Below are 21,266 nucleotides of genomic sequence, written 5' to 3' on the forward strand. Positions count from 1 at the left end.
GCCTAGCTTCTCGACGTCACCACTGTGACATCGGTGGCTCAGTAGCGGTTGCGGCGGAACCGGCTGAGCAGTCCGCCGCGAGGTGCCGCACCGCGTCCGGTGACCACTCCGCCACCCGGCGCAGCGGTGCCGCTGACGACGCGTTGTCCGCGCGCAGCCCCTCCGACCATCCCGCCGCGACGGCGAGCGTCGAGTGACAGGGATCCGCCGCCGAGCGCGGCCAGCAGCAGGAACGCGAAGCAGTACATGAGCGCGGGCTCGCCGCCGTTGCCACCCATGCCCGCGTCATAGGGCCAGAAGCCGTTGGGCATCCAGTGCTGCCAGATGTACGCGACGGCCATGTGACCCGACGCGATGAATGCCGCGATGCGGGTGAACAGCCCCACCAGAATCAGTAGGCCCGTGACCAATTCGATGATCCCGGCCCACCAGCCTGGCCAGGTACCGACGGGGATGGAAGCACCAAGGGGCCAGCCGAACACCTTCATGGTGCCGTGCAGTGTGAAGAGGAGTCCGAAGATGATGCGGAAGACGCTCAGGACGGGGGAGGAAAAGCCCGCGAGCCGGTTCTCGAAGGTCGCCATGGGCAAACCCTACGCCCGCCCCGGACAGGAACCTCTCAGGTTCACGCGACCGTTATCGGACTGTACTTCTCGAGCGCTTGCGGGTGGGCTGGGCGCGCATCGCGTCGAGTGCGTACGCACCGCCGCCGGTGAACACCAGCAGCAGGAAGCCGAAGCACAGGACGACGGGTAATTCGCCGCCGTTCTCGACGGGCCACGACCCCTTCGGGGGATGGATCATGAAGTACGCGAAGGCCATTTGGCCCGACGCGATGAACGCGGCGAACCGGGTGACGAAGCCGATCAGGATGAGGACGCCCGCGAGGAGTTCGATGACGCCGGCCCACCACAGCGGGAACGAGCCGAACGGGATGTCCACCGGCGCGGCGACCGGCCAGTCGAACAGCTTCTGCGTGCCTCGGATCGTGAACAGCAGGCCCAGCACGATCCGGAACACGCTCACGACCGTGGGCGTGAGCAGCGTCAGCTTCGACTCGAAGTTCGTCATGGCGCAGACCCTAGTGACCCCGCGCCGAACTGGAGAGTCACGTCGCCATCGCAGGGGAATCGCGACGTGACGCTCCAGTTCGGCGGCGAAGTCGGGGGGGACTCAGACGTCGTAGTACAGCGAGAACTCGTACGGGTGAGGCCGGATCTGGATCGGCATGATCTCGTTCTCACGCTTGTACGAGATCCAGGTCTCGATCAGGTCCTCGGTGAACACGCCACCCTCGGTGAGGTATTCGTGGTCCTCCTCGAGCTTGTCGATGACCGCGGACAACGAGGTGGGCGCCTGCGGGATCGCGGCGGCCTCGTCCGGCGGCAGCTCGTAGAGGTCCTTGTCGACGGGCGTCAGCGGCTCGATCTTCTTCTTGATGCCGTCGATGCCTGCCATCAGCATGGCCGCGAACGCCAGGTACGGGTTACCCGAGCTGTCCGGGCAACGGAATTCGAGGCGCTTGGCCTTCGGGTTGTTGCCGGTGATCGGGATGCGGACGCACGCCGAGCGGTTGCGCTGGCTGTACACCAGGTTGATCGGTGCCTCGTAGCCGGGAACGAGACGCTTGTAGGAGTTCACCGTCGGGTTGGTGAACGCCAGCAGCGACGGCGCGTGGTGCAGGATGCCGCCGATGTAGTGGCGGGCGAGGTCCGACAGACCCGCGTAGCCCGACTCGTCGTGGAACAGCGGCTGGCCGTCCTTCCACAGCGACTGGTGGGCGTGCATGCCGGAACCGTTGTCACCGAACAGCGGCTTGGGCATGAACGTGACGGTCTTGCCGTTCTTCCACGCGGTGTTCTTGATGATGTACTTGAACAGCAACACGTCGTCCGCCGCGTGCAGCAGGGTGTTGAACTTGTAGTTGATCTCCGCCTGGCCCGCGGTGCCGACCTCGTGGTGGCCGCGCTCGAGGATGAAGCCGGCGTTCTGGAGGTTGGTGGCCATCTCGTCGCGCAGGTCGACGTAGTGGTCGTACGGGGCGACCGGGAAGTAGCCGCCCTTGGGGCGCACCTTGTATCCCAGGTTGGGGCTGCCGTCGGCCTCGAAGGGCTCGCCGGTGTTCCACCAGCCGGACTCGGAGTCGACCTCGTAGGAGGTGCCGTTGATCTTGGAGTCGAACGTCACCGAGTCGAAGATGTAGAACTCGGCCTCGGCACCGAAGAAGCAGGTGTCGGCGATGCCGGTGCTGGCGAGGTAGTTCTCCGCCTTGCGGGCCACGTTGCGCGGGTCGCGGGAGTAGGCCTCGCGGGTGAAGGGGTCGTGCACGAAGAAGCTGAGGTTCAGCGTCTTGGCCTTGCGGAAGGGGTCGATGCGCGCCGTCTCGGGATCGGGCAGCAGCATCATGTCCGACTCGTGGATGGACTGGAAGCCGCGGACCGACGAGCCGTCGAACGCGAGGCCGTCCTCGAAGACGCTCTCATCGAACGCCGAGGCCGGGATCGAGAAGTGCTGGACGACACCCGGAAGATCGCAGAAACGGATGTCGACGTACTCGACCTTCTCGTCCTGGATCGTCTTGATGATGTCGTCGGCCGTCTTTTCTGCCACTTAGAAATCTCCTTTGACTGGATACCCGCCGACTGACGCTATGGACACGATGTTGCACGGCAGTCAACCGCATGTTGCGCCGACGTTACGCGTCGCCATTTCCCGGGCCCGATCGCGCTCGCCATATGCTGGACCGCATGGCCCGCACCTTCGGTTCTTGGCTCTCCGGTCCGCCCCAACCCGAGGCGGGCGACCCGAGCGCAGGACCCAACGAGTACCCCGGGCAGCAACTCGGCCTGCCGCCGTCGGGCAGCGGGTCGCTGGTCGGCTGGGGTCGCCGGATCGGGGCCCTGGCGATCGACTGGTTCATCGCCTATGGGCTCGGTGCGCTCGCCATGTCGATGGGGCTGGTGTCGATGAACGTGCTCTCGACCGCGGTACTGGTGATCTGGCTGATCCTCGGCGTCGTCGCGGTGCGGCTGTTCGGCTTCACCCCGGGCCAGGCCGCGCTCGGCCTACGCGTCGCCTCGGTCGACAACCGGATCCACGTCGGCATGGGCCGCGCGCTGATACGCGGCCTGCTGATCGCGCTCGTCGTCCCGCCGCTGTTCACCGACACCGACGGCCGCGGCCTGCAGGACAAGGCAACCGGCACCGCGATCGTCCGGCGCTGACCGCTTACTTCACCTCGAGCTGCACCTGACCGTTCATCATCGTCATCACCACGTTGGCGCGGTGGATGTCGTGCGGATCGCCCTCGAAGACGTTGCGATCCAGCACGATCAGATCGGCACGCTTGCCCACCTCGATCGAGCCCACCTCGGTGTCCATCCGGATCTGATGCGCGGCGCCAAGGGTATTGGCGTGCACGGCCTCGGCCACCGTCAGCCGTTCGTCGGCGGGTGCCAGCACCGGGGCATCGGGCTCTCCGACCAGCTGACGGGTCACGCCGATCTGAATGGAGTCGAGCGGTCTGTAGGTCGAGAAGTAACCCGCGGCCGGCCAATCGGTGCCCAGCGAGATTCGACCACCCGATTGAAGCACCGTCTTGGGCCGGTACATCTTGGCGGCACGTTCCGGGCCGTAGCGTTCGGCGAGGTTCTGCAGAGTGTCGGGGTCGCCCGACATCCAGTTCGCGGAGAACTGGGCCGTGACGCCGAGCTCGGCGAAGCGCCCGTTGTCGGAGTCGTCGACGTAGACGAGGTGTGCGATGGCGTGCCTGCGGTCACGCGGGGGATTGGTGACGATCGCCTGCTCGATGGCGTCGAGCGCAGTGCGGGTGGTGCGCTCACCGCAGGCGTGCACGTGCACGTCGAAACCGGCGGCGTCGACCGCGCCGATCAGCTCTTGCCACTGCTCCGGCGTGAACGGTGAGCCGCCGGTCGAGTCCGGCTGGTCGGCATACGGTTCGAGCAGCCAGGCCGTGTAGCCCTCCTGCGTACCGTCGCCGATGATCTTGACGACGTCGACCTGCACCAGGTCGCTCGACACCTGATTTCTGGTCTCGAGCAACCTCTGCGTCGCGGTGTCGACCGGCGGTGCCTTGACCGTGTAGCAGGCGACGACCCGCACCGGCAGCGCCCCGCGCTTCTCCACGTCGGTGTACAGCTGCAGCAGTGCGGCCTGGTCGTCGCCGATCGGCGGCACGCCTGCGTCGAAGAGCGTGGTGATGCCGGCCGCGGTCGCCTTCGGAAGCCACGCCTCCATCAGTCGCCCCATCGTCTGCGCCGAGATGGGTTCGACGGCGTCCACCAGGCCCAGCACCGCGTTCACCTCCAGGACGTAACCCGTCGGGTCGCCGTTGCGGTCGCGGGCGTAATAGCTGAACCGCGGGATCGGATCCGGCGTGTCGCGGGTGACCTTCGCGATCTCCAACGCCTTCGAGTTCGCCCACAAGCTGTGGCCGTCTATGGCGAAGAAGAACGCAGGCCGGTCGGGCAGGATGCGGTCGAGGTCGCCGCGGGTGGGGCCCTGCGGGCCGAACATGTCCACCCGCCACCCGAATCCGCGCACCGGGCCCTCGGGATTCGCCTTCGCGTACGTCTCGATCGCGGACAGCGCGTCGGCGAGCGTGGGGACCTGCAGATCGACGCCGGAGGTCAGGAACGCGCCGAGGAAGGGGTGGGTGTGCCCCTCGACGAACCCCGGCATCAGCAGGCGACCGTCGAGGTCCACCACTCTGGTCGCGGGCCCGATGAACGCGTCGGCGCCGGCGTCGTCTCCGACGTAGGTGATGCCGTCGCCCTGCACCGCGACGGCTTGCACCCACTCCTGCGGGCCGGCCACCGTGTAGACGCGGCCGCTGCGGAACACGACGTCCGCGGCGTCGTCGAGTTCGGGTGCGAGTGTGTCACTCGGCGCAGTCGATGGCTGTGTCGTGCGGGGAGGGGTCTCGGTCCCCAGTGACGCGAAGTGCGGCGCCCACTCGCATGCAGTGCACATCGGCGAACTAGCGGCGACGGACGGTGCGCTGCACGCCCTTCATCTTGGTGTTGCCCGGCATCGGACCCTTCGGCATGGCGGCCGGGCCGACGCGCGAGCCCAGCGCCACCAGGCGCGACTCCAGCGAGTCCATCTGCTTGACCGTGATGTTGGCAGGCAGCTTGGTCAGGTGGCGCTCCAGCTTCGACAACGGCACCTCGCCCTCGCCGTTGCCGACCACGATGACGTAGATCGGCACGTCGCCGACGAGTCGGGCGGTGCGCTTCTTCTCCTGCGCGAGAAGGGGTTTGACCCGGTTCGCGGAACCCTCGCCGACGAAGATGACCCCGGGACGGCCGATCACGCGGTGCACGGCGTCGAAGTGACCCGTCGCCGCGACGCCCGGCGTGACGCGCCACTTGCCGCGCAGGTTGTCCAGCGCCCAAGCGGCGGCACCGGTCTGCCCCTCGGCCTTGCGATAGACCGACTTCTGCGCGCGCCGACCGAAGATGATGAACGCGACCAGCGCACCGAGCAGGATGCCCAACGGGATCAGGGCGATCAGCGTGAAGGTGCTGCCCGCGATCAGCCCGGCGGCCACCGCAATGCCGACGATCAGGACGAATGCGCCGATCATGTACGGCAGGAGGCGCTTGTCCTCCTTGCGTTGGATCTGGAATGCCTGCCACAGCTGACTGCGCCGCTCCTTGGAGGCAGCCTTCCGCGTGGCCTTCGCCTGGGCCTTGGCGGCCTTCATCTCGGCGGTATTGCGCTTTTTCGCCATTGGATCAGGATACGGGTGGCCCGGGCATTCCCCATGCCCCGCCGGACATCAGGAAGCCGACGCCGCCCGGATGCGTGCGGTTTCGGCGTAGAGCCTGCCCGCGCGGTACGACGACCGCACCAGCGGACCGGCCAGAACGCCGGAGAAACCGACCTCCTCGGCGAACTTCGAGTGCTCGACGAACTCCTCGGGCTTGACCCAACGCTCCACCGGGTGGTGCCGCAGCGACGGACGCAGGTACTGCGTGATGGTGATGATGTCGCAACCCGCCTGATGCAGGTCGACGAGCGCGGTCCGCACCTCGTCGGGCGTCTCGCCCATGCCGAGGATCAGATTGCTCTTGGTGACCAGACCGAACTCGCGCGCCGCAGTGATGACGTCGAGGCTGCGCTGGTACCGGAAGGCCGGCCGGATCCGCTTGAAGATGCGGGGGACCGTCTCGACGTTGTGCGCGAACACCTCGGGCCGCGACTCGAAGACCTCGTTGAGCTGTTCGGGGATCGCATTGAAGTCCGGGGCCAGCAGCTCGACGCCAGTGTTCGGGTTGAGCAACTTGATCTGGCGGACCGTCTCGGCGTAGAGCCACGCGCCGCCGTCGGGCAGGTCGTCGCGCGCGACACCGGTGACCGTCGAGTAGCGCAGGCCCATCGCCTGCACGCTCTCGGCGACGCGGCGCGGTTCGTCACGGTCGAGTTCAGCAGGCTTGCCGGTGTCGATCTGGCAGAAGTCGCACCGCCGGGTGCACTGCTCGCCGCCGATGAGGAAGGTCGCCTCGCGGTCCTCCCAGCATTCGTAGATGTTGGGACAGCCCGCCTCCTCGCACACCGTGTGCAGACCCTCGCGGCGCACCAGCGCCTTGAGTTCCTTGTACTCCGGGCCGGTCTTCAGCGTCGTCTTGATCCACGGCGGCTTGCGCTCGATGGGGGTCTCGGCGTTGCGGACCTCGAGCCGCAGCAATTTGCGGCCGTCGGGGGCGATAGTCACTGGACCGATTCTACGCTCGCGGCCGACGAGGCACCGACCGCGATGCGGCCGTCGAGGGCGTCGGCGACGGCGTCGGCAACCATGTCGACGACGTCCGTGACGCCGACCGTGCGGCCCAGCTCGGCCGACAGTGACGTGACACCTGCGTCGGAGATGCCACAGGGCACGATCGAGGAGTACGCGCCGAGATCGCAGTCACAGTTCAGCGCGAAGCCGTGCAGCGTCGTCCCCCTGGCCACCCGGATGCCGATGGCCGCGATCTTGCGCGTCGGTCGCGGGCCGTCGGCAGGCACCCAGACCCCGGAACGACCCTCCACCCGGCACACCGGGACGCCCAGCGCAGTGCACACCGACATCAGCGAATCCTCAAGGCGGCGAACGAACTTCACGACGTCCATGGGCTGCGCGAGACCTATGATCGGGTAGCCGACGAGCTGACCGGGACCGTGCCAGGTGATCTTGCCGCCGCGGTCGGTGTCGACGACCGGGATCCCGCCCGAGATCCTGGGGTCGGGGCGCTCGTGCGGTTCGGTGCGCTTGCCTGCGGTGTAGGTCGGGGGATGTTCCAGCAGCAGCAGGGTGTCGGGACCGCCGGCGACCCTGGCGTCGGCCGTCTCGCGCTGCAACTGCCAGGCGGACTCGTAGTCGAGCGTGCCGAGCCGCCGCACGTCGATCCGCGACGACGCCGCGCGGACCGAGGCCGGCGCCGGGTCAGAAGACATGCCTGTCACGGTACGCCCGCTATCCGCCATCCTTGGCTGCCGTCGCGTACGCCAGTGCTTCGCCGATCGTGTTGTGCCGGAACTCGAAGCCCGCCCGCTCCAGCGCCGCGGGGATCGCACGCTGGCCGGCGAGCAGACCCTCGTCGGCGAACTCGCCGACGACCGCACGCAGTGCGAAGCCCGGCACCGCCGTCGGCGTCGGCCGGTGCAGTGTCCGGCCCAGCGCGGCGGTGAACTCGGCGTTGGTCACCGGCGCCGGGCCGGTGAAGTTCACCGGCCCCGATACGTCGTCGTGGCCGATGGCGAACAGCAGCGCCCGAATCTGATCCTCGAGGCTGATCCACGCCATGTACTGCTTGCCGTTGCCCAGGCGGGTGCCGAGGCCGAACGCGAACAACGGTCGCAGCCGACCGAGCACGCCACCGGACGGCGACAGCACGAGACCGGTACGCGCCAACACCACTCGCGCTCCCGCGTCGTGCGCCGCGGCGGTGGCCGCCTCCCAGTCCTCGCACAACTTCGCGAGGAACCCGTCGCCGCGCGGCGCACTCTCGTCGACGACGCGGTTGCGCGTGTCCCCGTAGAAGCCGACCGCGCTCGCGTTGACGAGCACCGGCACCCCGGCATCGGCCACCGCGTTCGACAGGACGTCGGTCGGCCCGATCCGGCTGTCGCGCAGGCTCTGCTTGAACGCCCCGGACCACCGCTTGTCCCCGACGCCGACGCCGCACATGTTCACCACGGCGTCGACGTCGTCGAGCACCCCGGTGTCCAGCTCGCCGGTGTCCGGGTTCCAGAACACGTCGTCGGCGTGGGCAGGCGTGCGTCGGACGAGCCGGACCACCCGGTGATCAGCGGCGCGCAGCGCACTGACGAGCGCCGTGCCGATGACACCGGACGACCCGGCGATCGCGATGACCGACACGGGATTAGAGCCCGAGGTCGGCCTCGAACGCCCCTTCTTCGAGTCGCCGCTTGATGGTGGTCAGGAAACGGCCCGCGTCGGCACCGTCGATCAGACGGTGGTCGTAGGTCAGCGGCAGGTAGGCCACCGACCGGACGCCGATCGACTCGTTGCCGAACTCGTCGACGATCACCCTCGGGCGCTTGACGATCGCACCGGTGCCGAGCATCGCCGCCTGCGGCGGGACCAGGATCGGCGTGTCGAACAGCGCGCCCTGGCTGCCGATGTTGGTGATGGTGAACGTGCCCCCGGACAGCTCGTCGGGCTTCAGGTTGCCCGAACGGGCGCGTGCCGCGATGTCGGCGATCGCGCGGGCCAGCCCGCCCAGCGACAGGTCACCCGCGTTGTGCACCACCGGGGACAGCAGTCCCTGCTCGGTGTCGACGGCGAAGCCGAGGTGCTCGGCGTCGTAGTAGGTGATCTGCTTGCTGTCCTCGTCGTAGCTGGCGTTGACGTTCGGGTGCGCCTTGAGTGCGTCGACGACGGCGACGGCGAAGAACGGCAGGAACGTCAGGTTGACGCCTTCGCGTTCGGCGAAGCTCGCCTTGGCCCGCGCCCGCAGCGCCACGATCTTGGTCAGGTCGACCTCGTGGGTCTGCGTCAACTGCGCGGTGGTCTGCAGCGACTCCCGGGTCTTCTTGGCCGTGATCTGCCGGATCCGGTTCGCCTTCTGCGTGGTGCCACGCAGATGCGCCAGCTTCGGGGCGGGTGCCGACTTCGCGGCGGCGGGTGCGGCCGCGGGAGCCGACGGCTCCGGGGTGGGCTCGGGAGCCTTCTTGGCCTCGGCAGCCGCGAGCACGTCCTGCTTGCGGACCCGACCGCCGACGCCGGTGCCCTTCACCGACGCCAGGTCGACGCCGTGCTCGGTCGCCAGCTTGCGAACCAGGGGAGTGACGTACGGGCCACCGTCGGACCCGGAGGCCTCGGCGGTCGCCGCGGGCGCCTTGGGCTCTTCCTTGGGTTCGGGCTTCGGCTCTGGCTTGGGCTCTTCCTTGGGTTCGGCCTTCGGTTCCGGCTTCGGCTCTTCCTTCGCCTCGGGCTCCGGCTCCGGCTCTTCCTTCGCCTCGGGCTCCGGCTCGGGTTCGGGCTCGGGCTCGGGCTCGGGTTCCGGTTCGGGCTCGGGTTCGGGCTCTGCCTCGGACGCCGCGTCCGCCGAGCCGATCTTGGCGAGTTCGCCGCCGACCTCGACGACGTCGTCCTCCTCGGCGGTGATGGACAACAGCGTGCCCGCCACCGGTGAGGGGATCTCGGTGTCGACCTTGTCGGTGGACACCTCGACGAGGGGCTCGTCCACCTCGACGCTGTCGCCGACCTTCTTCAGCCACCGGGTGACGGTGCCCTCGGTGACGGACTCGCCCAACTCGGGCATCTTGACCGCCGTGGCATCGCCGCCGCCCGAGGCTGCGGGCTTCTTCGACGGCTTCTCGGGCTCGGGCTCCGCCTCGGTCTCCTCGGCGGCCGGCTCGGACTGCGCGGCCGGTTCCTCGGCAGGCGCCTCTTCCTCGGCGGGCTCGTCGGAGGAGTCCTCGGCAGCCGAGTCGCCTGAATCGGCGTCGTCGGATCCCGAATCGTCGGAGCCGCCTTCGCCTTCTTCGCCGATCGTCGCGAGGTCACCACCGACCTCGACGGTGTCGTCCTCCTGGGCGATGATCTTGGTCAGAACACCAGCGGCGGGAGAAGGGATTTCGGTGTCGACCTTGTCGGTCGACACCTCGAGCAGGGGCTCGTCGACTTCGACGGTGTCGCCCTCCTGCTTGAGCCAGCGGGTCACCGTCCCCTCCGTGACGCTCTCACCGAGTGCGGGCATCTGGACGGAGATGGCCATGTGTGTTGACTCCCTCGAACGGTCGCGCGTGCCAGGTCGAAATATCGCGTTGCCCATCCTTCCACGTCCGCGCGCGTTGGTCGTCGCAGACCTGCACACGGCGCGCTCTGGCACTATCGAATCAAGCGTTGGCACTTCCGTGCCGAAGGGAGTCGGGTCGAGTTGGGGCTGTTCGACAGGTTGCGACGTCGCCGCGGTGGCCGTACCAGCAAAGCGGACTCAGCGGCCAACCTCGACTACCTGAAGCAGTGGGTCGCCACCCACACCGGTGTCGAGGCATTCATCGAGCCCCAGACCACCGTCACCGAGGTCACCGCGATACTCATCGCCGCCGACGGCGAGTGGACGCGCCGCCGCGTGGGCGGGCAGGCCGGTGCCCGCAGGCTGAACGCCCAACTCGGGATCCCCGTCTACGACGTACAGAAGGTCGGCTATCCGCAGCGGATGCGCGACTATGACGAGAAGCGACGCATCGAGCGCAAGCGCGCGGCGCGTCGCGAACTCGAAGATCGCTGAACCGCCCCGGGAAGGTCACATGACGGCCATGCAGGAGTCATTCGTCGAGAGCGCGGACGGCGTCCGGATCGCGGTCTACGCCCAGGGCAACCCGACGGGCCCGACCGTCGTGCTCGTACACGGATGGCCGGATTCGCACGTGCTGTGGGACGGCGTGGTGCCGCTGCTCGCCGACCGGTTCCGGGTGATCACGTACGACAACCGCGGCGTCGGGCGATCGGACGCTCCGCGGCGGGTCGCGTCGTTCGCGATGGCGCGCTACGCCGACGACTTCCAGGCCGTGCTCGACGCGGTCGCACCGGGCAGTGCAGTGCACGTACTGGCTCACGACTGGGGGTCGGTCGGCGTGTGGGAGTACCTCGCACGCCCGGAATCGGGTCAGCGCGTCGCCTCGTTCACGTCGGTGTCGGGGCCCAGCACCGACCACCTGAACCGCTTCGTCGTCGGCAACCTGCTGCGCCCCTACCGTCCCCGCAAGTTCGCCCAGGCCGTCGCCCAGTTGGGCCGGCTGTCCTACATGGGCCTGTTCTCCATCCCCGTGCTGGCGCCGACGTTGGTCCGCGCGTCGTTCAGGGCCGGTCAGATGCGACGAGTCCATCCCGGGAGCCCGTCGGTCTCCGATGCCGTGGCCAGCATGAAGGTGTACCCCGCCAACTTCTTCCGCGCGCTCGCGCACGCCCGACCCGACCATCACGTCGACGTACCGGTGCAGCTCGTCGTCAACGCCCGTGACCCGTTCGTCCGGCACTACGTCTACGACGAGACCGACCGCTGGGCATCCCGGCTGTGGCGGCGCGACCTGCGGGCGGGCCACTGGGCGCCGATGTCGCATCCGGCGGTGCTGGCGACGGCGGTGACCGAGCTGGCCGAGCACGTCGACGGGGCGGAACCCGCCCGCGGGCTGCGACGCGCCCAGGTCGGCCGGGACCGCAAGCACTTCGGCGACATGCTGGTCTCGGTCACCGGGGCCGGCAGCGGCATCGGCCGCGAGACCGCGCTCGCCTTCGCCGCCGAGGGGGCGGAACTGATCGTCAGCGACATCGACGAGCAGGCCGCATCCGACACCGCCGCGCGGATCGCCGCACGCGGCGGGGAGGCGCACGCCTACCGGCTCGACGTGTCCGACGCCGAGGCCGTCGAGGCGTTCGCCGCCCGGGTGTGCGACGAGCACGGGGTGCCCGACGTCGTGGTGAACAACGCCGGGATCGGTCAGGCCGGGGCCTTCCTCGACACCCCCGCCGACCAGTGGGACCGGGTGCTCGACGTCAACCTCGGTGGCGTGGTGAACGGGTGCCGCGCCTTCGCCGGCCGGCTCGTCGAACGCGGCACCGGCGGCCACGTCGTCAACGTGTCGTCGATGGCGGCGTACGCGCCGCTGCAGTCGATGAACGCCTACTGCACCAGCAAGGCCGCGGTGTACATGTTCTCAGACTGCCTGCGGGCCGAATTGTCCTCTGCCGGAATCGGTCTCACCACCGTGTGCCCCGGCGTCATCGACACCAACATCGTGCACACCACGCGCTTCGACCCGCCCCCTGGCAAGGCCGGTCAGGTCGCAGGCCGGCGCAAGCAACTCGAGGCGATGTTCGCCGCGCGCCGCTACGGTCCCGACAAGGTGGCCATGGCGATCGTGTCGGCGGTGCAGAAGAACAAGCCGATCCGCCCCGTGGCGCCCGAGGCCTACCTGCTCTACGGCACGTCGCGCATCGCGCCGCAAGCACTGCGCAGCACCGCCCGCGGCAACGTCATGTGATCAGCCGCGGGCGGCGACGTCCTCGATGACCGCGAACATGGTGCGAACTGGCACGCCGGTGCCGCCCTTGCCCGTGTAGCCCCAGGGGCCGCCGGTGTTGTACGCCGGGCCCGCAATGTCGACGTGCGCCCACTCGACGCCCTCGGCGACGAACTCGCGCAGGTACACCCCGGCGACCAGCATGCCCGCGAAGCGCGAACCGCTGACGTTGGCCAGATCGGCCACCGTCGACTTCAGGTCGTCCTTGAGTTCCTCGGGCAGCGGCATCGGCCAGCCGTTCTCGCCGACCTCCTGGCTCAGCGCCGCAACCCGGTCGCGGAAGTCGTCGCTGCCCATCACGCCGGGCGTACGCGACCCCAGGGCGACGGTCTGCGCGCCGGTCAGCGTCGACGTCTCGATCAGGTAGTCGGGGTCGTCCTCGCAGGCACGCACGATTGCGTCGGCGAGGATCAGCCGACCCTCGGCGTCGGTGTTGAGCACCTCGACGGTGATGCCGCCGTACTGCGTCAGCACGTCACCGGGCCGCTGCGCCGTCGACGACGGCATGTTCTCCGCCATCGGGACCGTCGCGATGACGTCGACCGCCACCTTCTGCTTCGCGGCCAGCACGACGGTCGCGATCACGGCCGCGGCGCCACCCATGTCCGACGTCATCTGGTGCATGTTCAGCGCCGGCTTGATCGAGATGCCACCGGTGTCGAACGTGATGCCCTTGCCGACCAGAGCGACTTTCTTCCTTGCGGTCTTTGCCTGCTGCTTCGCGCCGCGGTGGATCAGCCGCACCAACCGCGGCGGGCGCGACGAACCCTTCCCAACGCCGATGATGCCGCCGTACCCGGCCTTCTCCAGCGCCTTCTCGTCGAGCACCTCGACCTCGAGGCCTGCCGCCTTGCCCAGCGCCTTCGCGCGGTCGGCGAACTCGCCAGGGAAGAGGTGGCTCGGCGGGGTGTTGACGAAGTCGCGGGCCGTGGCAACCGCGGTCGCCACGTCGGTGCCGCGCGCGGCCTTCGCCTTCGCGTCCTTGGCCGTGGCCAGCGCCGTGATGCGGGAAAGTGCGGCGTCCTTGGGCGCGGTCTTGTCGCTGCGGAAATCGGTGAACCGGTAGGCGCCCAGGATCAGACCCTCGACGGCCGCCTCGGTGTCGATTTCGCTCAGCGTGGTCACCACCGACTCCGTGCCCGACAAGCTGCGGGCCGCGACACCGGACGCGCGACGGATCACGTCGGCGGGCCAGGAGTCGCGCGGCTTGCCCAACCCGACCGCCAGCACGCTCGCGACGGGGAGTGACTGTGCGACCACGCGAGTTGTCTGATCGGCCCCGCCCTTGGCGCCGAGGGCGGACAGCGCCGCTTCGATCTCGTCGACGGCCGCAGCATCCAGGAACGGCGTGGGCACCACCCGGGCGGCGTCGTCGTCACCGCTGACCACCGGGACGATCAGCACGGCCGAACCGACCCCGCGCTTGGGCAGGCCGGCGGCGACGGTGACGGTGGGGGACTGGTATCCGGGTGCGGTGCTCACGGGGACCAACCCTAGCTAGCTAGGCTGGTTCGGTGACCGACAACCTGCTGCAGGGCCCGCTCGAGGACCGTCACCGCGAACTCGGAGCGAGTTTCGCCGAGTTCGGGGGCTGGCTCATGCCGGTGTCCTACGCGGGCACCGTCACCGAGCACAACGCCACCCGCACCGCGGTCGGCCTATTCGACGTCAGCCACCTCGGCAAGGCACTCGTCAAGGGCCCCGGGGCGGTCGAGTTCCTCAACGCGGCCTTCACCAACGACCTGAACCGGATCGGGCCCGGTAAGGCGCAATACACGTTGTGCTGCAACGACTCCGGCGGTGTGATCGACGACCTGATCGCCTACTACGTGTCCGACGACGAGGTGTTCCTGGTGCCCAACGCGGCGAACACCGCCGCCGTCGTCGCCGCACTGCAGGCCGCCGCCCCGGCCGACCTGACCATCACCGACGAGCACCGTTCGCGTGCTGTGCTCGCCGTACAGGGCCCGAAGTCGCCGGAGGTGGTCGCGGGGCTGGGCCTGCCCACCGACATGGACTACATGGGGTGGGCCGACGCCGAGTACGGGGGCGTTCCAGTCCGCGTCTGCCGGACCGGCTACACCGGCGAGCACGGCTACGAGCTGTTGCCCGAGTGGGACCGGGCCGGGGTCGTGTTCGACGCTCTGGTCGAGGGCGTGCGGACCGCGGGCGGCGAACTCGCGGGCCTCGGCGCCCGCGACACCCTGCGCACCGAGATGGGCTACGCGCTGCACGGCCACGAACTGACGCTCGACATCTCCCCGGTGCAGGCCCGCTGCGGCTGGGCGGTCGGCTGGAAGAAGGACGCCTTCTGGGGCCGCGACGCCCTGCTGGCCGAGAAGCAGGCCGGACCCAAGCGCGTGCTGCGCGGGCTCAAGGCCGTCGGCCGCGGTGTGCTGCGCTCGGGCATGACCGTCCTCGACGGTGACACCCCGGTGGGCATCACGACATCGGGAACGTTCTCTCCGACACTCAAAGTCGGCATCGCGCTCGCCCTCGTCGACACCGCGGCGGGAATGACCGACGGGCAGCGGGTCGCGGTGGACGTCCGCGGCCGCGCGCTCGAGTGCGAGGTCGTCGCACCGCCGTTCGTGGAAGCGAAAACTCGCTAGCGCCGAGTTATACAATTCGTCCATGACCGACGGCCACCTCGACTTCTCGCTTGCCCGAAACGCATCACCGGCAAGCGACGAGGTACGTGCCGACATTCTGCGCGATCCCGGGTTCGGCCGGTTCCACACCGACCACATGGTCTCCATCGACTACAGCGACGGACGCTGGCACGACGCCAGGGTGCTGCCCTACGGCCCGATCGAACTGGACCCGTCGGCCGTCGTGCTGCACTACGCGCAGGAGGTCTTCGAAGGCCTCAAGGCCTACCGCTGGACGGACGGCTCGATCGTGTCGTTCCGGCCCGAGGCCAGCGCCGCCCGGCTGCGGCGGTCCGCCCGCAGGCTCGCGATCCCCGAGCTGCCCGACGAGGTGTTCCTCGAGTCGCTGCGGCAGCTCATCGCCGTCGACGCCGACTGGGTGCCCGCAGCTGGCGGCGAGGAGTCGCTCTACCTGCGGCCGTTCATCGTCGCCACCGAACCCGGACTGGGCGTGCGGCCCGCCAACCAGTACCGCTACCTTGTGATCGGCTCGCCGGCGGGCGCGTACTTCAAGGGCGGTGTCAAGCCGGTGTCGGTGTGGCTGTCCACCGAGTACGTGCGGGCCAGCCCCGGCGGCACCGGTGCTGCCAAGTTCGGCGGCAACTACGCGGCGTCGCTGCTCGCGCAGGCCGAGGCCACCGACCACGGCTGCGACCAAGTGGTCTGGCTCGACGCCATCGAACGCCGGTACGTCGAGGAAATGGGTGGCATGAACCTGTTCTTCGTGTTCGGCAGCGGCGGGTCGGCGCGCCTGGTCACCCCCGAACTCAGCGGATCGCTGCTTCCCGGCATCACCCGAGATTCGTTGCTGCAGTTGGCGACTGACGCGGGCTTCGCCGTCGAGGAGCGCAAGATCGACGTCGACGAGTGGCAGAAGAAGGCCGCCGCCGGCGAGATCACCGAGGTGTTCGCCTGCGGTACCGCGGCCGTCATCACCCCGGTGTCGCACGTGAAGTCCGGCGACGGCGACTTCACGATCGCCGACGGCGAACCGGGTGAGGTCACCATGGCGTTGCGCGACACGCTGACCGGCATCCAGCGCGGCAAGTTCGCCGACACCCACGGCTGGATGACCCGGCTCGGATAGGATTGGGGCGTCCCCATCGGGACACCGGACGAGCGGCACCGTACCCGGCCAGCGACAAGACGGCGCGTCGGAGGTCGACCGTGTCTTGGTTCGTGTTGTTCGTCTCTGGTGTCCTCGAGGCCTGCTGGGCCGTGGCGCTCGGCAAGTCCGAGGGCTTCACCCGCCTCGGCCCGTCCATCGTGTTCGGCGTCGCCGTGGTGCTGTCGATGATCGGGCTGGCCTACGCCATGCGCGAACTGCCCGTGGCGACCAGCTACGTGGTGTGGGTGGGCATCGGCGCGGTGCTGACCGCGGCGTATTCGTTCATCAGCGGTGACGAAGCCGTGTCGGTGGCCAAGGTGGCGCTGATCGGGCTCATCACCGCCTCGGTCATCGGGCTCAAGCTGCTGCACGGCTGAGCGCTCAGCCGACCGCCATCCCCAGTGCCCCGACGGTCGTCGTGATCTCGACGGCCGCGCCGAGGACGTCGCCGGTGACGCCGCCGAACCGTCGGACGCAGTGCGCGACCAGCAGTGCGGCGACGGCCAGCGCGAGCACGACGGCCACCGGACCCTGCCACGGCCGCGGGGTCGCGAATGCGCCGGCCGCCACCACCGCGAGAACCCACGCCGCCACCACCCACGGCGGCTGCGTGCCCGCCACCGCGCCGCCCAGCGTGCTGCCCGGCGCGGCAGGCACGCCGCGACGGCAGGCCACGACGACGGCCACCCGGCCCGCGGTGACCGCCACCACGACGGCGAGCGCCCCGGACGCCGAGAACGCGAACCCCTGCAGCGCGACGACGACCACGATCGCCGCCACGCCGAATGGACCCGCCGTGCCGTCGCGCATCACCGCGAGCGCGCGTTCCGGCGGCCCGTAGCACCCGAGCCCGTCGGTCGTGTCGGACAGCCCGTCCACGTGCAGACCGCGGGTGACCAGCAGCAGCGTGGCCACCGCGAGAAAGCCGGTCAGCGGACTGCCCACGCCGAAGGCCTGGCCCGCCAGCCACACGACGCCCGCGGCGAGCGCACCCAGGGCGGCACCGGCCACCGGCAGGGCGGTCAGCGCGCCCCTGCCGAACGGGCCCTTCGAGCGGATCGGCAGCACCGTCGCGAACGTCAGCGCCGACGCCAGCGAGGAGATCACGGTTCGGCGCGGTCGCTCACGGCGGCCTCGGAGAACGTGGCCATCGACGCCAGCGTGCCCACCGCCGCCCGCAGCACCGAGAGCGCGACGGTCGCGCCGGTGCCCTCGCCCAGACGCATGCCGAGATCCACGATCGGCTCGAGTCCGAGTCGCTGCAGTGCCAGCGTGTGCGCGGGTTCGGTGGAGCGGTGCCCGGCCTGCCACCACAGCCGCGCGCCGGGGGCCATGCGTTCTGCGGTCAACGCGGCCGCTCCCACCACGACGCCGTCGAGCAGCACGGGCGTGCGCCGCGTGGCCGCTTGAGCCAGGAACCCGGCCATGGCGGCCAGGTCGGCACCACCGCAGATGCGAAGCAGCGCAACGGGATCGGTCATCGACGGTCGCGCGCGGAACAGCGCGTCGCGGATCGCGGCGGTCTTGCGGGCCCAGCCGGCGTCGTCGACGCCGGTGCCGCGACCGACGACCGCGACGGGTTCGGCATCGGTCAGGGCCGCGATCAACGTCGTCGCGGGGGTGGTGTTCCCGATGCCCATGTCGCCCGCGATCAGCAGGTCGGCGCCGGCGTCGACCTCCTCGTCGGCCACGTCGCGGCCGGCCTGGATCGCGGCGTCGACCTCCTCGGCCGTCAACGCGTCCTCGACGGCGATGTTGCCGCTCCCGCGGCGCACCCGGTGGGCGCCGATCGCAGGCGACAACGGGCTGTCGGAGTCGACCGCGACGTCCACCACCCGCACGCCGGCACCCGCCAGCTCGGCCAGCACGTTGATCGCCGCGCCACCGGCATCGAAGTTCGCGACCATCTGCGCGGTGACCTCGGCAGGGAACGCCGAGACGCCCGCGGCGGTCACGCCGTGATCGCCGGCGAACACGACGACCCGCGCGCGTTCGAACTGCCGGGGCGGGCAGGCTTCCTGGCACGACGCAACCCACACCGAGAGGTCCTCGAGTCGGCCGAGCGACCCCGGGGGTTTGGTCAGCGTGGCCTGGCGGGCGCGCGCCGCGGCGGCCACCTCGGCGTCCGGCGCCGGGATGGAGGCGAAAGCGCTCACGCGGGTTCCTTCACCGTGACCGGCTGACCGGCCACGACCAGCACGACGCGGTCGCACGCGCGAGCCAGGCGCTGGTTCAGCGTGCCGAGGGCGTCGGTGAACAGCCGCCCCGACTCCGTCGCAGGCACCACGGTCAAACCCACTTCCGGGCTCACCAGCGCCAGCGGGGACCGGAAGGCGCCGACCGCATCCACCAGGTCGTCGACGTCGGCGTCGAGTGCGCCGGTGTCACCCGTCCACGCCTCGTGGCGGTCGAGTGCCGAGACCAGCCAGCCACCGACGTCGTCGACGAGTGTCGGCACGGTCGGCTCGCCACGCAATCCTCCTGCTACGTCGGCGGTTTCGACGGTGGTCCAGGTCGTGGGTCGACGCAGTTGGTGTGCGGCCACTCGGGCCGACCAATCCGCGTCGTCGGTCCGCAGCGCCCCGGTGGCCACGTAGCGGACCGGCTGCTGCTCGCCTGCCGCCGTCGCGATCTCCGATTCGGCATACGCCGACTTGCCCGACCGGATGCCGCCGAGCACCAGAACCCGCACCGCGGTCAGGCGATCTTGTCGCCGCGGTTGACCATGGGGCGCGGCGCCCGCATCCGACGGATCTGCGACGCACGGCTGGCCGCGTAGAAGCCGAGCTTCCAACCACTTTCGACGTTGTCCGGGAACTTCGCGTCGACCAGCTTGTTGACGCGTCGGCCCACGACGAAACCGTCGATGACCATGATGACGACCAGGACCAGCATCGCCGGCGACACCAGCTTCTGCACCTCGACCGAGGGAATGGACAGCATCACGAAGATCAAGCCCAGCGCCGCGGGCATGAACAGCCCGAGCACGTTGCGGCGGGCATCGACGACGTCACGCGCCAGGCGGCGGACCGGACCCTTGTCGCGGGGGAGGAGGTAGGCCTCGTCGCCGGACATCATCTTCTCGCGGCGCTCGGACATGGCGGAGCGGCGAGCGGCCTTCTCGGCGCGACGCTCCTCCTTGCTGAGCTTGGGGCCGCCGATCTCCTTGCGGCGCTTCCTGGCCTCGGCCGAGGTCATCGGCGCAGGCGCCACGGGTCCACGCCGACGGCTGGCCTCGTTGCGCTTCGGCGTCGGCTTGCCCTTGGGCGGCGTGATGCGGGGGTCGCCCGGCACCTGCGAAGCGGTCGACGCGTCGACCGGTTCCGGCTGCTCCGGCGCAGGGTTGTCCTTCTTGCGGCCCAACAGATTCACGTCAGCAAGGTTACTTCAGCCAATGCGCCGCCGGTCCGGGAGCCTTAACCTGCTGGCATGACGTCATCGGCCCTGCGCGTCCTGGTCGCCCCGGACTGCTTCGGCGACAGCCTCACCGCGGTCGAGGCCGCCACCGCGATCGCGCGGGGCTGGGGTTCGGCCCGGCCCTCCGATCAGCTGGTGTCGGCGCCCCAGTCCGACGGCGGACCCGGCTTCGTCGACGTGCTGGCCAGTCGGCTCGGCGGTCTGCGCACCGCCGAGGTCAGCGGCCCGCTGAGCGACGACGTCACCGCACAGTGGGTGTTCGACGAGGCGAGCGGCACCGCATACGTCGAGTGCGCGCAGGCCTGCGGTCTCGCGCTGCTCGGCGGACCACCCACCGTGGACACCGCACTCGCCGCGCACAGCAGGGGAGTCGGGCAGCTCGTCGACGCCGCGATCACCGCGGGTGCCACGCGCATCGTCGTGGGCCTCGGCGGCAGCGGCTGCACCGACGGGGGCCGGGGCCTGGTCGACGCACTCGGCGGGCTGTCGACCGCCCGCGACCGGGTGGCCGGCATCGAGCTGATCGCCGCCACCGACGTCGAACACCCGTTGCTCGGGCCGATGGGCGCGGCCGCGGTGTTCGGACCCCAGAAGGGCGCCGATCCCGACACCGTGGCGGTCCTCGAGCGTCGACTCGCCGACTGGGCCACCGAGTTGAATGCCATCGCAGGCCGGGACGTGGCCGTCGAGGCGGGCGCAGGCGCCGCCGGAGGACTGGGCGCGGCCCTGCTGGCGCTGGGCGCCAGACGCGCATCCGGGGCGGCGGTGATCGCCGACTTCACCGGCCTCGCCGACGACGTGGCCGCCGCCGACCTCGTCATCACCGGCGAAGGCCGCTTCGACGACCAGTCACTGCACGGCAAGGTCGTCAGTGCGCTGACCGGGATGGCCGACCCCGCCCGCACCGAGGTGCTGGTGCTGGCAGGCCAGGTCACGCTGACCGCCGAGGAACTCGCTGCCGCAGGGGTGGGCGCCGCGCGCTCGATCACCGACTTCGCCGGGTCCGTGGAGCGGGCCATCGACGATGCGGCCAACCAGCTCGAGGGCCTGGCCCGGGCAACGGCCGCAGAACGGGACGCGACTGGCGGGGAATAGCGGTCCGAGGAGGTACCGTTGAAGAAGACTGACGCATGACGATGCACAGGGAGATGCAATGACTGTTCAGAACGAAACCGCCACGACGACCCACGGTGCGACCCTGACCGACGCCGCGGCAGCCAAGGCGAAGGCGCTGCTGGACCAGGAGGGTCGCGACGACCTCGCGCTGCGCATCGCCGTGCAGCCGGGCGGCTGCGCCGGCCTGCGCTACAACCTGTTCTTCGACGACCGCACGCTCGACGGCGACCTGACCACCGAGTTCGGTGGCGTCGGCTTGACCGTCGACCGGATGAGCGCCCCCTACATCCAGGGTGCGGTGATCGACTTCGTCGACACCATCGAGAAGCAGGGCTTCACGATCGACAACCCGAACGCCACGGGCTCCTGCGCCTGCGGCGATTCGTTCAACTGATCTGATTCACCACCAGACGGGC

At 69.8% G+C, this 21,266-nt stretch carries 22 protein-coding genes and 1 riboswitch; of the genes, 8 read left to right on the plus strand and 14 right to left on the minus strand.

Annotated elements, in window-relative coordinates:
* Positions 1-38: 38 nt before the first annotated feature.
* The 3 genes from G6N61_RS01970 to glnA form a co-directional block, all read right to left on the minus strand.
* Positions 39-584, minus strand: coding sequence for a DoxX family protein (locus tag G6N61_RS01970; RefSeq protein ID WP_163916818.1), 546 nt, complete (start codon positions 582-584; stop codon positions 39-41).
* A gap of 52 nt (positions 585-636) precedes the next feature.
* A complete protein-coding gene (locus G6N61_RS01975; RefSeq protein ID WP_163916821.1) occupies positions 637-1,071 on the minus strand; it encodes a DoxX family protein in 435 nt (144 codons plus the stop codon).
* Between the two features lie 102 nt (positions 1,072-1,173).
* Positions 1,174-2,610: a type I glutamate--ammonia ligase gene (gene glnA / locus G6N61_RS01980; RefSeq protein ID WP_163916823.1), complete on the minus strand. Its 1,437-nt coding sequence runs from the start codon at positions 2,608-2,610 to the stop codon at positions 1,174-1,176.
* Positions 2,611-2,747: 137 nt separating this feature from the next.
* On the opposite strand from glnA, the gene G6N61_RS01985 reads away from it, so the two are divergent.
* A complete protein-coding gene (locus tag G6N61_RS01985; RefSeq protein ID WP_163916825.1) occupies positions 2,748-3,224 on the plus strand; it encodes an RDD family protein in 477 nt (158 codons plus the stop codon).
* Between the two features lie 4 nt (positions 3,225-3,228).
* Here the strand turns inward: G6N61_RS01985 and G6N61_RS01990 are convergent, their stop codons facing one another.
* From G6N61_RS01990 to sucB, 6 genes are read right to left on the minus strand one after another with little or no spacing between them, the layout of a single operon-like run.
* Positions 3,229-4,992: an amidohydrolase gene (locus G6N61_RS01990; protein ID WP_163916827.1), complete on the minus strand. Its 1,764-nt coding sequence runs from the start codon at positions 4,990-4,992 to the stop codon at positions 3,229-3,231.
* Positions 4,993-4,999: 7 nt separating this feature from the next.
* A complete protein-coding gene (locus tag G6N61_RS01995) occupies positions 5,000-5,755 on the minus strand; it encodes a DUF4191 domain-containing protein (RefSeq protein WP_163916829.1) in 756 nt (251 codons plus the stop codon).
* Between the two features lie 48 nt (positions 5,756-5,803).
* Positions 5,804-6,739, minus strand: coding sequence for a lipoyl synthase (lipA, locus tag G6N61_RS02000; RefSeq protein WP_163916831.1), 936 nt, complete (start codon positions 6,737-6,739; stop codon positions 5,804-5,806).
* Complete coding sequence (lipB, locus tag G6N61_RS02005; protein WP_163916834.1) at positions 6,736-7,461, minus strand: lipoyl(octanoyl) transferase LipB; 726 nt, start codon at positions 7,459-7,461, stop codon at positions 6,736-6,738. Before lipB ends, lipA begins: the two co-directional genes overlap by 4 nt.
* A gap of 19 nt (positions 7,462-7,480) precedes the next feature.
* Positions 7,481-8,386, minus strand: coding sequence for a TIGR01777 family oxidoreductase (locus G6N61_RS02010; RefSeq protein WP_163916836.1), 906 nt, complete (start codon positions 8,384-8,386; stop codon positions 7,481-7,483).
* 4 nt (positions 8,387-8,390) lie between these two features.
* Positions 8,391-10,250, minus strand: a complete 1,860-nt coding sequence (gene sucB / locus G6N61_RS02015; protein WP_163916838.1) for a 2-oxoglutarate dehydrogenase, E2 component, dihydrolipoamide succinyltransferase — start codon at positions 10,248-10,250, stop codon at positions 8,391-8,393.
* A gap of 162 nt (positions 10,251-10,412) precedes the next feature.
* Between sucB and G6N61_RS02020 the strand changes: the two genes are divergently transcribed.
* Together G6N61_RS02020 and G6N61_RS02025 are read left to right on the plus strand one after the other, a co-directional pair.
* Positions 10,413-10,766: an oxidoreductase gene (locus G6N61_RS02020; RefSeq protein ID WP_163916840.1), complete on the plus strand. Its 354-nt coding sequence runs from the start codon at positions 10,413-10,415 to the stop codon at positions 10,764-10,766.
* Between the two features lie 19 nt (positions 10,767-10,785).
* On the plus strand, positions 10,786-12,519 hold the full coding sequence (locus G6N61_RS02025; protein WP_163916842.1) for an SDR family oxidoreductase: 1,734 nt from the start codon (positions 10,786-10,788) through the stop codon (positions 12,517-12,519).
* Here the strand turns inward: G6N61_RS02025 and G6N61_RS02030 are convergent, their stop codons facing one another.
* Positions 12,520-14,040: a leucyl aminopeptidase gene (locus tag G6N61_RS02030; protein WP_163916844.1), complete on the minus strand. Its 1,521-nt coding sequence runs from the start codon at positions 14,038-14,040 to the stop codon at positions 12,520-12,522.
* Between the two features lie 32 nt (positions 14,041-14,072).
* On the opposite strand from G6N61_RS02030, the gene gcvT reads away from it, so the two are divergent.
* From gcvT to G6N61_RS02045, 3 genes are all read left to right on the plus strand, one after another.
* A complete protein-coding gene (gcvT, locus tag G6N61_RS02035) occupies positions 14,073-15,170 on the plus strand; it encodes a glycine cleavage system aminomethyltransferase GcvT (RefSeq protein WP_163916846.1) in 1,098 nt (365 codons plus the stop codon).
* A gap of 22 nt (positions 15,171-15,192) precedes the next feature.
* A complete protein-coding gene (locus tag G6N61_RS02040; RefSeq protein WP_163916848.1) occupies positions 15,193-16,296 on the plus strand; it encodes a branched-chain amino acid aminotransferase in 1,104 nt (367 codons plus the stop codon).
* A 4-nt stretch (positions 16,297-16,300) separates the two neighbouring features.
* Positions 16,301-16,365, plus strand: a riboswitch (guanidine-III (ykkC-III) riboswitch).
* 11 nt (positions 16,366-16,376) lie between these two features.
* Positions 16,377-16,694, plus strand: a complete 318-nt coding sequence (locus G6N61_RS02045; RefSeq protein ID WP_163916850.1) for a DMT family transporter — start codon at positions 16,377-16,379, stop codon at positions 16,692-16,694.
* A gap of 4 nt (positions 16,695-16,698) precedes the next feature.
* On the opposite strand, the gene G6N61_RS02050 is transcribed toward G6N61_RS02045, so the two are convergent.
* From G6N61_RS02050 to G6N61_RS02065, 4 genes are read right to left on the minus strand one after another with little or no spacing between them, the layout of a single operon-like run.
* Positions 16,699-17,424 (minus strand): adenosylcobinamide-GDP ribazoletransferase, encoded by a 726-nt coding sequence (locus tag G6N61_RS02050; RefSeq protein WP_163916852.1) that lies wholly within the window; start codon positions 17,422-17,424, stop codon positions 16,699-16,701.
* Complete coding sequence (cobT, locus tag G6N61_RS02055; RefSeq protein WP_163916854.1) at positions 17,421-18,473, minus strand: nicotinate-nucleotide--dimethylbenzimidazole phosphoribosyltransferase; 1,053 nt, start codon at positions 18,471-18,473, stop codon at positions 17,421-17,423. Before cobT ends, G6N61_RS02050 begins: the two co-directional genes overlap by 4 nt.
* Complete coding sequence (locus G6N61_RS02060) at positions 18,470-19,009, minus strand: bifunctional adenosylcobinamide kinase/adenosylcobinamide-phosphate guanylyltransferase (protein WP_163916856.1); 540 nt, start codon at positions 19,007-19,009, stop codon at positions 18,470-18,472. The genes cobT and G6N61_RS02060 overlap by 4 nt, the downstream gene beginning before the upstream one ends.
* A 5-nt stretch (positions 19,010-19,014) precedes the next feature.
* On the minus strand, positions 19,015-19,689 hold the full coding sequence (locus G6N61_RS02065) for a DUF3043 domain-containing protein (protein WP_163916858.1): 675 nt from the start codon (positions 19,687-19,689) through the stop codon (positions 19,015-19,017).
* A 57-nt stretch (positions 19,690-19,746) separates the two neighbouring features.
* Between G6N61_RS02065 and G6N61_RS02070 the strand changes: the two genes are divergently transcribed.
* The gene (locus G6N61_RS02070) at positions 19,747-20,829 is read left to right on the plus strand and encodes a glycerate kinase family protein (protein WP_163916861.1); all 1,083 of its coding nucleotides are present in this window, start codon (positions 19,747-19,749) and stop codon (positions 20,827-20,829) included.
* A 58-nt stretch (positions 20,830-20,887) separates the two neighbouring features.
* Positions 20,888-21,244 carry an iron-sulfur cluster assembly accessory protein gene (locus tag G6N61_RS02075; RefSeq protein ID WP_163916863.1) on the plus strand — a complete coding sequence of 119 codons (357 nt, stop codon included), beginning with the start codon at positions 20,888-20,890 and terminating at the stop codon, positions 21,242-21,244.
* Positions 21,245-21,266 lie beyond the last annotated feature (22 nt).

The sequence above is a fragment of the Mycolicibacterium arabiense genome (genome assembly GCF_010731815.2).
GTDB classification, from domain to species: Bacteria; Actinomycetota; Actinomycetes; order Mycobacteriales; family Mycobacteriaceae; genus Mycobacterium; species Mycobacterium arabiense.

Excerpts from the sequence above, each read along its gene's own strand:
- G6N61_RS01970 (WP_163916818.1), bottom strand. The coding sequence starts at position 584 with ATGGCGACCTTCGAGAACCGGCTCGCGGGCTTTTCCTCCCCCGTCCTG.
- G6N61_RS01975 (WP_163916821.1), bottom strand. The coding sequence starts at position 1,071 with ATGACGAACTTCGAGTCGAAGCTGACGCTGCTCACGCCCACGGTCGTG.
- G6N61_RS01985 (WP_163916825.1), top strand. The coding sequence starts at position 2,748 with ATGGCCCGCACCTTCGGTTCTTGGCTCTCCGGTCCGCCCCAACCCGAG.
- G6N61_RS01990 (WP_163916827.1), bottom strand. The coding sequence starts at position 4,992 with ATGTGCACTGCATGCGAGTGGGCGCCGCACTTCGCGTCACTGGGGACC.
- G6N61_RS01995 (WP_163916829.1), bottom strand. The coding sequence starts at position 5,755 with ATGGCGAAAAAGCGCAATACCGCCGAGATGAAGGCCGCCAAGGCCCAG.
- lipB (WP_163916834.1), bottom strand. The coding sequence starts at position 7,461 with ATGTCTTCTGACCCGGCGCCGGCCTCGGTCCGCGCGGCGTCGTCGCGG.
- sucB (WP_163916838.1), bottom strand. The coding sequence starts at position 10,250 with ATGGCCATCTCCGTCCAGATGCCCGCACTCGGTGAGAGCGTCACGGAG.
- G6N61_RS02025 (WP_163916842.1), top strand. The coding sequence starts at position 10,786 with ATGACGGCCATGCAGGAGTCATTCGTCGAGAGCGCGGACGGCGTCCGG.
- G6N61_RS02040 (WP_163916848.1), top strand. The coding sequence starts at position 15,193 with ATGACCGACGGCCACCTCGACTTCTCGCTTGCCCGAAACGCATCACCG.
- G6N61_RS02070 (WP_163916861.1), top strand. The coding sequence starts at position 19,747 with ATGACGTCATCGGCCCTGCGCGTCCTGGTCGCCCCGGACTGCTTCGGC.
- G6N61_RS02075 (WP_163916863.1), top strand. The coding sequence starts at position 20,888 with ATGACTGTTCAGAACGAAACCGCCACGACGACCCACGGTGCGACCCTG.